Origin of the sequence: Bacillus sp. FSL W7-1360, assembly GCF_038592975.1 — a bacterium.
Lineage (GTDB): Bacteria > Bacillota > Bacilli > Bacillales > Bacillaceae_D > Shouchella > Shouchella lonarensis.
In genome coordinates this window covers 2,572,365-2,588,547 of record NZ_CP151950.1, presented here as the reverse complement: position 1 = coordinate 2,588,547, position 16,183 = coordinate 2,572,365, and the positions used below count along the sequence as shown (strand labels likewise).

At 44.3% G+C, this 16,183-nt stretch carries 16 protein-coding genes; 8 read left to right on the top strand and 8 right to left on the bottom strand.

Annotated elements, in window-relative coordinates; all coding sequences use genetic code 11:
* The first annotated feature begins 72 nt into the window (after positions 1–72).
* Together NSQ26_RS13365 and NSQ26_RS13360 are read left to right on the top strand one after the other, a co-directional pair.
* Positions 73–1,212, top strand: a complete 1,140-nt coding sequence (locus tag NSQ26_RS13365) for a GAF domain-containing sensor histidine kinase (RefSeq protein ID WP_499718521.1) — start codon at positions 73–75, stop codon at positions 1,210–1,212.
* Complete coding sequence (locus NSQ26_RS13360) at positions 1,193–1,840, top strand: response regulator (RefSeq protein ID WP_499718520.1); 648 nt, start codon at positions 1,193–1,195, stop codon at positions 1,838–1,840. Before NSQ26_RS13365 ends, NSQ26_RS13360 begins: the two co-directional genes overlap by 20 nt.
* Here the strand turns inward: NSQ26_RS13360 and NSQ26_RS13355 are convergent.
* Genes NSQ26_RS13355 through NSQ26_RS13345 form a run of 3 tightly spaced genes read right to left on the bottom strand, consistent with a single transcriptional unit; the run spans position 1,837 to position 3,917 of the window.
* Positions 1,837–2,190 (bottom strand): hypothetical protein, encoded by a 354-nt coding sequence (locus NSQ26_RS13355; RefSeq protein ID WP_499718519.1) that lies wholly within the window; start codon positions 2,188–2,190, stop codon positions 1,837–1,839. The two genes, NSQ26_RS13360 and NSQ26_RS13355, sit on opposite strands and share 4 nt — an antisense overlap.
* 3 nt (positions 2,191–2,193) lie before the next feature.
* Positions 2,194–3,189 carry an S-adenosylmethionine:tRNA ribosyltransferase-isomerase gene (locus NSQ26_RS13350; RefSeq protein ID WP_499718518.1) on the bottom strand — a complete coding sequence of 332 codons (996 nt, stop codon included), beginning with the start codon at positions 3,187–3,189 and terminating at the stop codon, positions 2,194–2,196.
* Positions 3,186–3,917 (bottom strand): SDR family NAD(P)-dependent oxidoreductase, encoded by a 732-nt coding sequence (locus tag NSQ26_RS13345; RefSeq protein WP_499718517.1) that lies wholly within the window; start codon positions 3,915–3,917, stop codon positions 3,186–3,188. Before NSQ26_RS13345 ends, NSQ26_RS13350 begins: the two co-directional genes overlap by 4 nt.
* Before the next feature lie 283 nt (positions 3,918–4,200).
* Here NSQ26_RS13345 and NSQ26_RS13340 point away from each other — a divergent pair, with 283 nt between their 5' ends.
* The 4 genes from NSQ26_RS13340 to NSQ26_RS13325 all read left to right on the top strand — a co-directional run bounded on the left by NSQ26_RS13340 (position 4,201) and on the right by NSQ26_RS13325 (position 8,790).
* Positions 4,201–5,466 (top strand): sugar ABC transporter substrate-binding protein, encoded by a 1,266-nt coding sequence (locus tag NSQ26_RS13340; protein ID WP_499718516.1) that lies wholly within the window; start codon positions 4,201–4,203, stop codon positions 5,464–5,466.
* A 94-nt stretch (positions 5,467–5,560) separates the two neighbouring features.
* Positions 5,561–6,856 (top strand): carbohydrate ABC transporter permease, encoded by a 1,296-nt coding sequence (locus NSQ26_RS13335; RefSeq protein WP_090774761.1) that lies wholly within the window; start codon positions 5,561–5,563, stop codon positions 6,854–6,856.
* Positions 6,856–7,698, top strand: a complete 843-nt coding sequence (locus tag NSQ26_RS13330; RefSeq protein WP_499718515.1) for a sugar ABC transporter permease — start codon at positions 6,856–6,858, stop codon at positions 7,696–7,698. The genes NSQ26_RS13335 and NSQ26_RS13330 overlap by 1 nt, the downstream gene beginning before the upstream one ends.
* Before the next feature lie 48 nt (positions 7,699–7,746).
* Positions 7,747–8,790, top strand: a complete 1,044-nt coding sequence (locus NSQ26_RS13325) for a LacI family DNA-binding transcriptional regulator (RefSeq protein WP_499718514.1) — start codon at positions 7,747–7,749, stop codon at positions 8,788–8,790.
* A 42-nt stretch (positions 8,791–8,832) separates the two neighbouring features.
* Here the strand turns inward: NSQ26_RS13325 and NSQ26_RS13320 are convergent, their stop codons facing one another.
* The gene (locus NSQ26_RS13320) at positions 8,833–9,321 is read right to left on the bottom strand and encodes a GNAT family N-acetyltransferase (RefSeq protein WP_499718513.1); all 489 of its coding nucleotides are present in this window, start codon (positions 9,319–9,321) and stop codon (positions 8,833–8,835) included.
* Between the two features lie 116 nt (positions 9,322–9,437).
* On the opposite strand from NSQ26_RS13320, the gene NSQ26_RS13315 reads away from it, so the two are divergent.
* Entirely contained in the window at positions 9,438–9,767 is a 330-nt protein-coding gene (locus NSQ26_RS13315) for an SCP2 sterol-binding domain-containing protein (RefSeq protein WP_499718512.1), read from the top strand.
* A gap of 559 nt (positions 9,768–10,326) precedes the next feature.
* Here NSQ26_RS13315 and NSQ26_RS13310 read toward each other — a convergent pair.
* From NSQ26_RS13310 to NSQ26_RS13295, 4 genes are all read right to left on the bottom strand, one after another.
* Positions 10,327–10,839, bottom strand: coding sequence for a hypothetical protein (locus tag NSQ26_RS13310; protein ID WP_090774755.1), 513 nt, complete (start codon positions 10,837–10,839; stop codon positions 10,327–10,329).
* 96 nt (positions 10,840–10,935) lie between these two features.
* Positions 10,936–11,730 carry an alpha-helical endospore appendage domain-containing protein gene (locus tag NSQ26_RS13305; RefSeq protein ID WP_176763763.1) on the bottom strand — a complete coding sequence of 265 codons (795 nt, stop codon included), beginning with the start codon at positions 11,728–11,730 and terminating at the stop codon, positions 10,936–10,938.
* A 348-nt stretch (positions 11,731–12,078) separates the two neighbouring features.
* On the bottom strand, positions 12,079–12,897 hold the full coding sequence (locus NSQ26_RS13300; protein WP_499718511.1) for a DUF8832 domain-containing protein: 819 nt from the start codon (positions 12,895–12,897) through the stop codon (positions 12,079–12,081).
* A 20-nt stretch (positions 12,898–12,917) separates the two neighbouring features.
* The gene (locus NSQ26_RS13295) at positions 12,918–15,341 is read right to left on the bottom strand and encodes a heavy metal translocating P-type ATPase (protein ID WP_499718510.1); all 2,424 of its coding nucleotides are present in this window, start codon (positions 15,339–15,341) and stop codon (positions 12,918–12,920) included.
* Between the two features lie 162 nt (positions 15,342–15,503).
* On the opposite strand from NSQ26_RS13295, the gene NSQ26_RS13290 reads away from it, so the two are divergent.
* Entirely contained in the window at positions 15,504–16,178 is a 675-nt protein-coding gene (locus NSQ26_RS13290) for a hypothetical protein (RefSeq protein ID WP_499718509.1), read from the top strand.
* Positions 16,179–16,183: the final 5 nt, after the last annotated feature.

Here is a 16,183-nt window from a genome sequence, read left to right as displayed (position 1 = left end):
CCCTTCGCCCGTTATCCTATATAATTAAACAAAAGAAACCGCTCCCTCACTCTATCAAAAGGAGCCACCACCATGCACACCTTTCATACGCTTAAACAAATCTCACAAACATTGAATCAGGAAACAGATCGGAAGACAATGTTAGCGCGCGTGCTCACCCATCTTTTACACGAAACAGGCTTACAAAGTGGCTGGATTTTTTTAATTACGAAAGACGGTGCGCATGAACTTGCTGCTGCGCACGGACTCCCACCCGCTTTAGCCAAGTGTGACTGCGCACCGTTAAGAGACGGTGGCTGTGCGTGCAAGAGCAAGTTTTTACAAGGATCGCTTGCCAGTGCTGTCAACATGATTGAATGTCAACGGATCGAACGCGTGCAATCACAACCGAACAAAGGTATCGACGGAATCACCCATCACGCCACCATCCCCATCTACACAGGTGACGAAAAACTCGGTATTTTAAATGTCGCACATCCTCATAAAATCCATTACAACGAAGAAGAGCTACAATTGCTTGAATTGATTGCTTTACAAATCGGTACGGCTTTAAAACGGATTTCCCTCGTTGAGGAAGAAGCAGCACGTGCGTGGATATATGAACGACATCGGCTTGCGCGCGATTTACATGACTCTGTGAATCAACTTGTATTCTCAATGCAATTAACCGCCCAAGGATTGTCATTACGGGTGACAGACGAAGCAATACAAGGAAAGTTGCAAGAGCTGACAGCGCTCGCACAAGCAGCCCTAAAGCAGCTAAAAACGATCGTTTATGCATTGCGTGACGAAACCATTCGACACGACTTTATGACCGCAGTCACTACATACGGCCAGCAAATTGGAATGAACATTTCTTGGGAGAACACGGCAACACCATCCTTATCTGAGACACAAGCGATAAACCTTTACCGGATTGCTCAAGAGGTGTTAAATAACACGAAGAAACATAGTGGGGCAACTGGAGTACGCATGCACTTTGAGCATGAACATCATCGTTATCTCTTCCATTTGCACGATGACGGTTGTGGTTTTGACGAAAAAACCGCCCCGTCCCGCTCATCTTACGGCTTACAAACGATTCGCGAACGAACGCAAGCATTAAACGGACAAGCCACACTCGTAACAGCACCAAGTCGCGGAACAACATGGCGTATTTCTTTTCCAAAAGTACAGAGTGAGGTGAAAAATCATGAAGCTCATCTTAGCTGATGACCACCGTGTCGTCCGCCAAGGACTGATCTATTTTTTAGAAGCCCATCCACATATTGAAGTCATCGCTGAAGCAAGTAACGGGCAAGAAGCTGTTGACGCATATATTACACATCGACCTGACATGATCATTATGGACATTGATATGCCCATCCTCGATGGTGTCGCGGCAACAGAAGCGATCCTTGCACACGACCCAAAGGCGCACGTCTTTATTTTAACGAGCTTTTCCGCTAAAGACTTCGTCATCAACGCTTTACGCGCAGGCGCTTGCGGCTACCAATTGAAAGATGTCGAGCCCGATATCTTAGTAGAAACATTAGAGGCAGCGCTACGCGGGGAAGCCCCCCTTCATCCCCGTGTGTTAAAACATGTGCGTGCGCACGTTGCGACACCAGAAAGTGACCACGAGCAAAAGTTAACGCAATTGACACGCCGCGAGCGCGAAGTCTTACAAGAAATTTGTGCCGGCAAAAGCAATAAAGAAATTGCCGCCACGCTCGTTATTTCAGAGCCGACTGTGAAAACGCACGTATCCAATATTTTTGGCAAGCTTGATGTCCAAGACCGGACGCAAGCGGCTTTATTTGCCATTCAAGCAGGACTGGTGGAACCAAACCTTTTTTAACATGTCCCTATAACCACCAACTCCACCTCTAATTCCTCCCCTGAAATAAAATAATACGCTTGCTCCCCTGAGGGCAACATCATCTCATCCGTTTGGACAAAACCCGCATGTTTTAATGCCGCGCTTGTCTCAGTTACTTGCGTCTTGATTCCTACAAACGCTAGATGAAAAGATGCGCCTTGTTCCATTGTTTCCACCAATTCAAGGCGCACCTCCCCTTTTTTCAAACACACACACCTTTCTACTGCTGTTCCAAAAAGCCACTCTAACGTGAATCCCCATGTACACATCCAATCTATTAATACGTCCTCCAAATCATCTACACGAACACCAATATGATGTATATGCATCCTTTAGCGATCCTTCAATAATAAATTCATATCGCCAAATTCATGCCAATGATAATTGTGTGCGATTGCCTCATCATAAACCGCTCGTACGCCTCTATCGCCAATGAATGCCTCTAACAATTGCATATGGCTCGCTTCTCGCTCATGAAATCCTGTCAATAAACCATCTATAACAGTAAACTGTTCTGGACGCTGTACATGTAACGTCGTTTCTCCAGCCCCTGCGCACACACGCCCACGATGCGCAACTGTCTCTAACGTACGCACCACCGTTGTCCCAACAGCAATGATTCGTCCTCCCGCTTCCTTTGCTTTGTTCATGATCGCTGCATTCTTTTTCGTTACCGTATATGACTCTGGATGTAAAGATGGCTGTGGCCACTTGTCATCTTCGTAATAACTTAAACCCGCATGCAGTGTAATTGTCGCAAATGAAACACCGTGCGCGCGCAAAGACGCTAGTAAGCGCCATGTAAAAGCCCGTCCCGCTGACGCCATTTCCACTGAACCTGGCATCGTACCATATACTGTTTGATAATCAGCAAGCGGCCACGGTTCTTTCACATATTCATAACGAATGACTTCACCATATTTATACAGATAATCGACCACCTCAAGCGCCGATGCATGGAATTTTAGCTGCTTGAGCGGTCGCTCACTCCCTTCACCTAGAAGCGTTGCTGTCAGGCTTCCTACAAATGTGAGCATCTTCCCTACCGCAGCACTTTCATCTTCCATAATTAATACATCCCACACCTGCTCGCTTACGTGACGGGAAAGGCGGACTTCTCCGCCTCCTTGCAACCGTAACCGTGCCGGGATCGTGCGACTATTATTGAACACGAGTACATCATCAGGGCGTAGAAATTGCGGCAGTGAGGTAAACGAATCGTGCCACATGTTATTTGTGTTCGCTCCATACACGAGCATGCGCACGGCATCGCGCGTCTTTCCGAGACGTTCTACGGGTGTCGTCGCTGCAATAACTGTTGCTGTCATAAACCTACACCCCACTCATGCAAGCCGTCTCGAAACGCCGCTGCTTCAAATCTTGTACCTGTAGGCGCTTCTCCCGTTGCTAAATAGTGAAAAATCGGCAGGCGTTCCTCTGGCTCAGCCAGTGGATAATCGCAATCTGGCACCGCAACCGCATGCATATCCGTATTCATTTCCCCAGGATCAACTAAATACATTTGTATACCTGTGCCATCCAGTTCATCGGCCCACGTCTCGATCATCCCTTCAACCGCAAACTTTGAAATGCCATACGCACCCCACTCCGCAAATCCCGTTTTCCCGGCTTCTGATGTTAACGTGATCACAACACCACGCTTGTTCTCTAGCATCGCGGGCAACACTTTTTTCGTGACTAAGAAAGGTAGCATCGTGTTCATGTGCATGACACGTGTCATCTCTTCTTGTGCGTAATCAAGCAACAGCGTTGGTCCTGGTCCAAAAATCGACGCATTATTAATAAGTACATCAATTCTCCCAAACTGAGCAAGTGCGAGTGACACAAACCGTTCAACATCTTCTTCCTTAGACAAATCACCGGGCATAACCAAAGTGGTTGCCCCCTCCTTTTTCAGTTCTCTTTCCAACTGATACAATTGATCTGCGCCCCGTGCAGCCAGTACAAGCGCATACCCTTTCTTCGCAAAATCCAACGCTAATGCTCTCCCTAATCCTTTTGACGCACCACTAATCATGACAACTTTTTGACTCATTTTCTCTCCCCCTCATTAGATTAAAGCTACTACTAGCATAAGCAAGAACATGAGAAGGGGCATCGCTCAAAAGGTTGTTCTTCGTTTCACCTCTTTGGATGACGCCATGCTCATTCAAAAGTTGTAGTCCATAAATAGCGCAAACGATTTCACTAACCGATATTTTCCTCTTGCCAAATAACGACAAGCATAATATACTAATAGAGAAATAGACAAGTGATATGTTTGCGCATATTAGTGCAAACGTTTGCTTTTACACATAGTGACTAGGAGGAATCATCCCATGAAAAAACATACCTTTCTTTTATGCACCTCGGTGGCAGCGCTTTCACTTGTGTTAAGTGCATGTGGACCAGATCGCGATGAAGCAACCACAAGCAAAGAAACGAATAAAGGCGACGCCACAAAACCAGACAGCTTAACGATTTGGGTCGACGACGAAGAATCTCAACTGAAAGCATACAAAGAAATTACGGAACGGTTCACTGACGAAACAGGCATTGACATCAAGATCACGCCATTTGAAATGCTTGAACAAGTCGATGCGCTCTCGCTTGATGCGCCTGCTGGAAATGGTCCCGACTTATTCTTCTTACCTAACGACCGTACAGGCGATGTCTCTTTACAAGGGCTTGCAAAAGAACTTACATTGACAGATGAACAACAGAAAGCACTTGAAGATTATCATGAGGGTGCTGTCACTGCGCTGAACTACGAAGGCACACAACTCGGGATTCCAGTCGCTTCAGAGACATACGCGCTCTACTATAATAAAGCGATGATTGCTGATGCACCTAAAACACTTGAAGACTTAAATACAGTGATCGAAAAACATACAGATACGGCAGCTGACACGTACGGCTTCTTAATGGAAGCGACAAACTTTTATTATCTTTACCCATTGTTGGCCGCTGATGGCGGTTACGTCTTTAACCAAGACGATACGGGATTATATGATACAGATGACATTGGCTTAAACAATGAGGGTGCGGTGAAAGGGGCAACCATTGTATATGATTGGTTTAATGATGGCGCCATTCCGCGCAGCATTAACGAAGATGTCATGAAAGGACTCTTTAACGATGGCAAAGTTTCCAGCATCATTTCTGGTCCGTGGAACCTCGGAGAATTTTCTGATGCACTTGGTGACGATCTTGGTGTCGCACCATTACCGACCATTGATGGCAATCCGCTCTCTTCCTTCTCTAGTGTCAAAGGCTGGTTTGTCAGCGAGTACAGCGAGCACGCTGATTGGGCAACGGAATTAGCATTCTTCTTAACGAATGAAGAAAATGCCAATCACTTCTTTGACGTCACAAAGCAATCACCTGCTCGCCCAGATGTTGACGTCAATGACGCCCATCAAGCAAGCTTTGCGGAGCAAGCAGCCCATGCCGTACCAATGCCTAACATTCCAGAAATGAGCCGCGTATGGGAACCAATGGAGAACGCTTTTAAGTTTATCGCCGAAGGAACAGAACCAAAAGAAGCGCTTGATGATGCTGTTGGGCAAATCAAAAAAGAAATCGAATTAAGTCGCGGACAATAAAAATAACCTTGAGATCATCGGCTAGAAACAAGTCTCGTTTCTAGTCGATGACATGCTATCTGTATGTTGGAAATTAGAAAGGAGTGAACCGCTCATGGGTACTGCCCAAGATCAGGCTCACACACAAAAACACCGTCCACGACTCGCTTGTGCGCTGTCGCTCATTCCCGGGCTAGGACAACTATACAATCGTCATTGGCTGAAGGGGAGCCTTTTTCTCTTGTTTGCCGCTGCCTTTGTCGTTGTTTTTTATGACTTTTTAAACATTGGTTTCTGGGGGCTTTTTACACTCGGAACGATGCCACGGATTGATGACTCCCGTGTGTTGCTTGGACAAGGCATGATGGCTGTCCTCCTACTCACATTCGCTCTTGCTTTTTACTGGGTCAACTTACGTGATGCATACAAAAGTGCCGAAGCCATTCGCGCTGGTGCATCACGTCTTACATTACGAGAAGGCTTTTGGCATGCGTGGGATAAAGGGTTCCCATATATCCTCGTCGGACCTGGGTTTTTCCTACTTGTATTTACGGTTGTGTTCCCACTTCTTTTTATGGTGGGGCTGTCATTTACAAATTATAGTTTACACAATGCACCACCACGCGCACTTCTTGACTGGATTGGATTCGAAAACCTGAAAAACTTATTCACCGTGCCAATTTGGCGCGAAACGTTTGTTTCGGTCTTTTCATGGACCCTTATTTGGACCTTAGTAGCAACGACATTACAAATTGCACTCGCATTGCTTCTTGCGCTACTTGTCAATGATAAACGGATTAAATTTAAGCGCACCATTCGCACGATCTTAATTTTGCCTTGGGCCGTGCCGGCTTTTGTAACGATCCTGATTTTCGTGGCGTTATTCAACAACGAATTCGGAGCAATCAATCGCGATATCATCTATCCACTGTTTGGCACAAACATCCCGTGGCTAAGTGATGTCCTCTGGTCTCGTTTTGCTTTGGTCATCATTCAAGTATGGCTTGGCTTTCCATTCGTATTCGCATTGTTCACCGGTGTGTTGCAAAGCATTTCGTCTGACTGGTACGAAGCAGCCGATATTGATGGCGCCAGCCGGTTTCAAAAATTGCGTTTCATTACATTGCCTCATATTTTATTTGCGACTGCACCACTACTCATTATGCAGTACGCCGCAAACTTTAATAACTTCAATATTATTTACTTATTTAACCAAGGAGGGCCTCCTGTCCAAGGACAAAACGCCGGTGGCACCGACATTTTAATCTCATGGGTATATAAACTCGCGTTTGAAAATCAGCAGTACAGTATGGCCGCAACGATTTCGATCATTATCGGACTCATTGTTGCAAGTATCGCGATTTTCCAATTCCGACGCAGTCGCTCGTTTAAAGAGGAGGGGCAAATCTAATGAAACGAAAACATAAATCAGCCCTGGAAGTAACATTCATTTATTTGTTTCTCATCTTTATGGTCGTGATCATTGCTTATCCATTACTATGGACGTTTGGCCTTTCATTAAACCCAGGTACAAGCTTATATGGAGCGGGCATAATTCCTGAAAATGCGTCATTTGTTCATTATATTTGGTTGTTCACCGATCCAAGTAGCCAATATTTAACGTGGTATAAAAACACGTTGATCGTTGCTTTCTCTACGTCGATTTTGGCTACCTTCTTTATTGCATTAACTGCTTATGCATTTTCGCGTTACCGTTTTGTCGGACGAAAATATAGCTTGTATTTGTTTTTAGTACTACAAATGTTCCCGGCTTTAATGGCGATGGTTGCCCTCTACATTTTGCTTAATACAATCGGGTTATTAGACTCTTTACTCGGTTTAATTCTCATTTATGTCGGAACGGCCATCCCAATGAATGCCTTTTTAGTGAAAGGATACTTCGATACAATTCCAATTGAACTAGACGAATCAGCCAAACTAGACGGGGCAGGTCATTTCCGTATTTTCTTTACGATTATGCTCCCACTCGCAAAACCAATTTTAGCTGTCGTCGCGTTATTTAACTTTATGATGCCGTTTATGGACTTCATTTTGCCACGGATTATTTTACGTAGTCCAGAGAATTACACGCTTGCACTCGGTTTGTTCAACTTTGTCAATGATCAATTTGCCAACAACTTTACACGATTTGCAGCCGGGTCGATTCTCATTGCTATTCCAATTGCAACCGTCTTCTTATTTTTACAGCGCTACTTGATTTCCGGTTTGACGTCTGGCGCGACGAAAGGCTAAGATAAATATTATTCTAAGGAAAACACGAGCAAGAGTGGAGGAATCTACATGAAGGTGACGATTAGAGAGGTCGCAAAACAAGCAGGCGTCGCGCCCTCAACTGTCTCGCGCGTCATCGCGAACAGTTCTCGTATTAGTAGTAAGACAAAAGCGCGCGTCCGCGAAACAATGGAAGCGCTAGGCTATCACCCTAACTTTAATGCCCGCAACCTTGTTAATAACCGCACGAATATGCTTGGCGTGATCATCCCTGGCGCATCTGAAGTCGCCTTCCAAAATCCATTTTTTCCAGAAGTATTACGCGGGATTACAACAAAAGCGTATACTGCAGGCTACGGTCTCGCTTTATCGACTGGACAAACGGACGAAGACATATTTAACGAAGTGAAACAAATGGTGCAAAGTTGTCGCGTTGACGGCATCATCTTGCTTTCTTCAAAAATTGACGATCAAATTATTCCTTATTTACTAGAACAACAATTTCCTTTCGTGCTCGTTGGCCGTCCAGATAATATTGCAACAAAAAACATTACGTATGTAAACAATGACAATGTCAAAGCAGCAAAGCTCGTGACTGAGTACCTGCTATTACTTGGTCATGAGGCGATTGGTTTCATTGGTGGGCAACAAGAAGCCATTGTGACTGTCGATCATGCGACAGGCTACGAACAAGCCCTTCACAATGCTGCGATTCCAATGAATCGCGATTACAGCGTTTATTACCAAGAAGTACTCGAGGGCGGGCAACAAGCAGTCATTGAGCTTATGTCATTAGAAAAACCACCGACTGCACTCATTGTTGCTGACGACCTAATGGCGCTTGGTGTTTTGCGCATGCTTGACGAGATGCAAGTCTCCGTGCCAGAAGACATCTCCGTCATTAGCTTTAACAATGTCATGCTATCTGAGCTTTCCTCACCACCACTAACGACAGTTGACATTCATATTTATGAGCTAGGTCAAAAAGCGACAGATGCATTAGTTGAGAAAATCCAAACACCAGACACCGTCGCTAAGAGGATCATTGTGCCACACCGCCTTATTAAGCGGCAAAGCTGTAAAAAGCTTGATCATTTGGCGCCTTCTAAGTAAAGAAGCTGACCTTATGTCCCTAATCGGACACAAGGTCAGCTTTTATATATCCTTCAAACAACACACCCACTTTTCTTCCTTCACCCACTGTTGAGAAAGAAATGATCGCTTCGTCTCCATCATTTTAAAGTTGTAAGCATCATACAGCGCTCTCGCTGCTACTAATTGCGCGTTTGTCCACAACATCAACGACACATATCGGGCTGCCTTGGCATGATCACACGCTATGTCCATGAGTGCACGTCCTAACCCTTTTCCTCGTCCACTTGGACGGACGAGAAAAAAACGCAGCTGCGCATTTTGTTCATCCACACGATACACCGCAATCGAACCTAGGAAATCCTCATGCTCATCCGTTGCAAGCCAAATATAATCGTCCTCATTTGCTTCATGTAAGCTACGTTCCACAAATGAAACAAACGTTTGATCAAAGCCATACTCATCTTGATAAATGGCCTCATGTGCAGCAACAATCGTTGGATAATCCGCTTTTTTCGCTAGACGAATCACTACTGTTTGGTCTTCCACCATATGTACCGCTCCTCTCTAGTTTATTATACCGTCCACTACTTTAAAAATTCTACTTCCAACTAGCGTCTAAGTGCGTTACAATAAATGAATAATGATTCATTTTAGGGGGATTTATGATGACAACAATGGATAAATTACAGGCACTTGCAGAGAAAATGACGGCTAATCCAGAAAAAATTGCGTCATTCACACGCAACTATCAATTTGACTTATCCGATGCTGGTACTTACGGTGTGACATTTTCAGAGGGACATGTCACTGTCGAGGCAGCGCCAGCACCAAATGAAGACGCTTGTACACTGAAAATGAGTGAAGCAAACCTACATAAGCTACTGGAAGGCAATTGGAACCCAACAATGGCTTACATGACAGGCAAGTTAAAAATTGATGGTGAGGTTCGACACGCTTTAAAACTACATGAAATTGTAAAACATTATACGGCATAAAACAATGATCCCCTACGATGAAGTCTTGTAGGGGGTCATTTCATTTACTACAATCCATCACCAACTTTTTAACAACACTTACATGTGGACTGCCCACACTTCTTTGGAACGTTTGCAAAGAAATCATTTTCCTTCCATTTGTCTGAACAAACATGGCACTTCAAACATTGGCAACGTTTCGGTGGACAACAACTTTTTTTGCAGCACGGTTTCGGGCAGCATGGTTTTGGACAACACTTTTTCGGGGGGCAAATAGACGATGTACTTTTACAACAACATGTATAACGTTCGATTGTCTTTGTCTTTACAACACAGCATTGTTTGACACATGTACACGCCGATCGACATTGATGACTCATTATACAACCCTCCCTATACCCATATCATACCTAGTCAGGCTACACTATCTTATGACAACATGTACGCCCTTGTGTGGGCAACCCCCTATGAGCAGCAATAAACAGGCGATTCACCATTATAAAGCTTGTCTAACATGAAGGCTTTTTCCACAACAAAAAGGGCATATAAACACATTTCTCTTCTTACCAAGAACTGTGTCTCACCCTTTTGCCTCATGATATGAATACGGATTTAACATGCCACGATTTAACCACGCTGTCTTTACATGGTTATATGTGTTCATACGTTTTGTATACTCTCGCCTTTCTACGTATAACACTTCTTGACACAATATATAGTGAATACAAAGCTGGACCTTTTTTAAGATGCGATTAGACCCTCTATGACCGACACATTGCTTAATTTCTGTCAAGATGCGGACAATGTTTTGTTTCATGCGAATGGTTTCTTCACCCTCAACATTGCACGTAGTATTTTGGATCATCTCTTCACTCAATTTCAGTTGTTCTAAATGATACAAAATCCATTGAAATAAAAATAGGGACTCATAGATGTCTTTCTCTACGTCTAATTGTGTTGATCGAGATTTCTGCGCCTTTGCGGATGTAGATCGGCTTAATATCTCATACAATGTGCAGCAATGTTGTTCAATATAATACAAATACTGATCAAAAAGGGACTGCGTAAAAACCTTTGTATGAACTGTCTCCATTACCCATCCCCCCATGAACCGACCAATAACTCGTTGGAGCGGCTGGCTCTCATCTCGATTCTTTCTCATCTCCTCTCGATCTCGTCCTTCACATGGCTAACGTCCTCTTTGGTGCACACCACCACATGTTGGACAATGGTCATCCTCACGACATACTTCTGATTGAGCAGCATGTTCCTCACCATTCACACGTCTCCCGCCACATTGCTGACAAATTACTTCCTCATCACATGGGTCCTTGTCTACGCGGCGCCCACCACACTTGTCGCAAATCGACACCTCTTCATGCTTATATTGCTCCACGACTTTTTTGTAACCGCCACATTGGTCACAAATGTGTGTTTCCTCGTGCTCGCTATCCTCACTGTACGCTTGTTGTTCGTGGTCTTCGTTATTTGTCGGGTCACCTTTACATTCATGACAATGGTCATTTTCATGGCATTTTCCATGATCACACTCTCCATGGTCACAATCTCTTTCTGGATATACGTCTTCTTGCTTACACTCTTGGCACCCAGCACGCCCTTGACAACAGGCACAATCACAACCATCATGTTGCCCTTGATCTGAACAATCATGAAAACAATCTGGCTCACATTTCGGTCTAGATAAGGAATCCAAGTAAATGGTTTCTTCCAGCTTCGATTGCAATAATATTTGGGATTTAATAATCGTTTTCAAGGTGCTATTTACACTTTTATTTATCTCCATAAAGTCTTTTAATTTTAGACAATCCATTTCCAAAAAGCGCTGTAACTTTTCCCCCTCAGCGTTCAAAATATGTGATAAACCCATTTCCTCCATTGCAATGGAGGATAGGAGCAAATCGATGGTTTCTTCTCGAGTCAAGGAAATACAAGGAGTGATGTTAGGAATACTAGGAAGAGACATGCCGCGCCCCCTTTCCTTCAGAAGTGTCATTTCAAATATTTTTAGTCTTACGGAATGCACTTATATACGTGTGGTAAAATTTTTTAACGATTTAATACCTCGTCACAGTAGACGGATTTATCCCATGTGTATGAATAACCGACCACATTTATTCCCATCTATCTTGTTTGCGCTTCCCCACATCCTTCACGACACACACCAGTTTTTAATATCTTTTAATCATATGACAAATGCGCAAAAAGATGACCACCCATTTCACCAAATCGTACACTATGCCAAACAATATTGCTTTAAAAAAATGAAAGCATATACCGACGCGACGGCACACGCTTTCATCATATTTTTCCCTCACTTTACTTCGATGACATAAGGAAATGCAACAACACCGACATCTTCAAACTGAAACTCCGCCCATAATTTATATAACCCTGGTTGTGAAAAATGTGTCTCAAACACGGGTGTTTGATCAGACGTTGGATGAACATGAATCAACGTTTCTGCTGCTTCATCCAGCATGACGACATGCCCGAGTGCACCTAAATAAGGCACAACTGTCTCTCCGTGTAAGTTAAAATCAAGTGAAGTGGTTGTTCCAACGTTAGCGTGCGCAACCTCTAACGTGACACGTTTTCCTTTCATCTCTTGCTCAAAGTGTTCTGTTGCCACTAGCTGTGCCTCTTTGGAGATATGATTGCTGCCAACATGTAAATCATTCGCTGTTGGTTTATACATTTTCCCTTTTGGCTTGATATCGACAAAAGCCCGGTAAAAACCGTCATCTAGTGCCAAGGAAACGTTGTAACCACCTGCACTATCTTTTTCAGGATGAACGTGATGAAATTGCTGTAAATCACGACTTACCACAATTACGTGCATCTTTTTTTCATGTGTTTCTAACAGCTCAGGTTGCTTGCCATCATGATCGGCCAATGAAATGTGAAGAACATCATCCTCATACGATACAGTTTCAAATACTTCTTTCTCGTCATTTGACGCATGTTCATCATGTTTCTTCCCTTCCTCAGATTGGTGCTGATCATGATCCTTCTCTTTATGGTCTTCTTCATGCATACCACCAGCAAATGGATGGGTACCTGTTATGATCCCATACAAGATGACGACCAATGCGACATACGTAAGACCTATCAACACACGCCTCTTTATCATCTTTTCTCCTCCTCTTAACTTTATTTGGCTGCCTTCACACGTTGTAAACGCAAAGCATTTAACACGACAGATACAGAACTGAAGGCCATTGCTGCTCCCGCCATCCATGGTGCCAGTAATCCCAGCGCTGCGATCGGTAATGCCAACGTGTTATAAAAGAACGCAAAGAATAAATTTTGTTTGATGTTACGCATCGTTTTCTCACTCATCGAAAACGCATCAAGTACACTCAGCAAATCTCCGCGCATAAAGGTGATGTCAGCTGCCTCAATCGCGATATCTGTACCAGTACCCATCGCCATACCGACGTCTGCTTGCGCGAGCGCAGGTGCGTCATTAATGCCATCTCCAACCATCGCCACTTTTTTTCCGGCTTGCTGGAGCTTCACAACTTCATCACTCTTTTGCGCCGGTAAAACTTCTGCAATGACATGAGTAATGCCTACTTCTGCTGCAATCGCCTGTGCGGTTCGCTCATTATCACCCGTTAACATGACAACATGAAGACCACGTGCCTGCATCGCTGCAACAGCTGCCGCAGACGTTTCTTTTACTGTATCTGCCACCGCAATCATCCCGGCCATTTCTCCGTCTACACCTATGAGCATCGCTGTCTTCCCTTGCTCCTCGAGTGAAGACATTTTTGCTGCAAATATTTCTACATCTATCCCGTGTTGTTCCATCAACTTTCTCGTACCAACGTACACCATCTGACCGTTCACATGCGCTTCTATCCCGTAACCTGGTATGGCTTGAAAACCCGTCACCGGCTGTAATGAAATCTCCTGCTCGTGTGCTTTCGCGACAATTGCCTGTGCCAGTGGATGCTCAGATGCTTGTTCTGCAGAAGCGACCAATTGTAGCAGCGCTGGCGCTTCGAGCGATCTAAGTGGAATGACATCAGTAACGCTTGGCTCCCCTTTTGTGACCGTGCCTGTTTTATCTAAAACAACTGTATCAACAAGGCGCGTCTGTTCTAAAAACTCTCCACCTTTGAAAAGGACCCCAAACTCTGCTGCGCGACCTGATCCAGCCATAATCGATGTCGGTGTCGCTAACCCTAACGCACACGGACACGCAATGACAAGCATCGTAATAAGCGGCACAAGCGCCGAGCGCACATCTCCCGGTTCAATCAACATATACCAAACGAGAAATGTGATACACGCAAGCGCCACAACAACAGGGACAAACACACCAGATACCCGGTCTGCAATACGTTGAATATTAGCTTTAGACCCTTGTGCTTCTTCAACGACCTTGACAATTTGCGCCAGTGCTGTTTCTTCACCAATCTTCGTCGCTTTCATCGTGAGTTGCCCGTTCTTATTGACGGTCGCACCGATGAGTGCATCACCAGTTTCTTTTTGTATCGGGAGTGACTCACCCGTAATCATTGATTCATCGACAGCAGAATAGCCGGCAATGACTTCACCATCAACAGGAATCTTCTCGCCCGGACGAATGACAACCTCATCCCCTACAACCACTTCATCAATAGGGACTTCAAGTTCCTGATCATCACGGCGCACCCGTGCTGTTTTCGCTTGCAAATTTAACAACGCTTCAATTGCTTTACCTGTACGACCTTTCGCCCGCGCTTCAAACCATTTTCCAAGTACAATGAGTGTAATAATGACTGCCGCAGCTTCAAAGTACAATGCTGGCATCCCGATTTGCCCCGCTTGATACCATTCCCAACCAAGGAAGATGCTATAGACATAGGCAACTGTTGTCCCAAGCGAAATAAGGACATCCATGTTGGCTCCTTTATGGCGCAATGCCTTATAAGCACCACGGTAAAATTGCGCGCCTACGATAAATTGAACAGGTGTTGCCAATGCAAGTTGCACCCATGGATTCATAAACATATCCGGGATATACAACGTACGTGTCCACGTAAAATGGGTGACCATCGTCCATAAAAGCGGCAACGTTAAAATCGCCGAGAACAAAAACATTGAAAACTGCTCTGCGCTCTCTTCATCCCTGTCTTGTTGACGCAAAGAACGGTCTTGTGATAGCACCGCTTTATAACCAAGTTGTTCAACAGCGTCGATAAACGCATCCACGGAAACTTGACTTCCTTCATAAGATACAGTTGCTTGGGCGACTGAAAAATTTACATTTGCTGTTGCTACCCCTGGCACTTTTTTTAAGCGCTTCTCGATTCTAGTCGCACATGCCGAACAAGTCATCCCCTCAATCGCAAAGGTGACCGTTTCTTTTCGTACACCGTAACCAAGCTTTCCTACTTTTCCTTGAATGTCATGAGATGTCACTTCGCCCTCATCATAAACAACTGTTGCTTTTTCCGTCGCAAGATTGACTGTCGCTTGCTTGACACCATCCATTTTATTTAATCCTTTTTCAATTCGCGTTGCACAAGCAGCACAAGTCATCCCTGTAATCGAAAAAGTAGCTTCTTTCTCCGGCACAGACATATTTTCCACCTCCAGCTTCTCACTTCTTAATCTACCATCACTATATCATACCCCCATAAGGTATATCAAGTATTGCATTTTTATTCGTCATCTTCCACTTCTAACTTCTATCCTTACGTCATATGTATCATTAAACATTGCTTACGAAAGGTAGGAATGGACATGCCACAAAAAAAATGGCTCGACCATATTTTGCACATACGTCCTTTTGTTCAAACAGTCGAAGAATGTACCGAAACAAGGATGAAAACCACAAACACCGCAGCGCAAAAACAAGCGGGTCCACTACGACGCTTGTACCAAATAAAACATATGAATGGGCTTTTTGCCCTTGTCATCATTCCATACCTCTTTTTATTCCATGGCTTGCTCGGGAAACAGCTCATTGCTTTATTCCAAATGCTTTCTCGTAATATTTTTCCATACAACCTCATCATGTTGTTGCTCATTTTTGTCATGTTACCGTTGGCACTTTATTTTCTCGTCCTCCACTTTGCGAACCATTTCTGGTGTAAACATCAACACTATCAAGAAAAAATTGCTGCAGCTCTAAGTGCACAAATGCAAGCAGAACAGGATGAAGCGCAAACTCGAGCGGCACTACTTGCAAATACAACCCTTCCCACGTGCTACTTGCATTCCTATGCACTGCAAAAATTCGAACAATATTTTCGCTCACATCGCGCGGAAACGTTGAGGGACGCCATCCATTTATTTGAAATCGAAAAGAATCATGCGCTACAACAATATACGCTTTATCGAATGAATGGGGAAAAGCGTATCCCGACATCATTCACACGTGCATACCAATTTGAACAGCAACAACAACCATCATAGCGGAG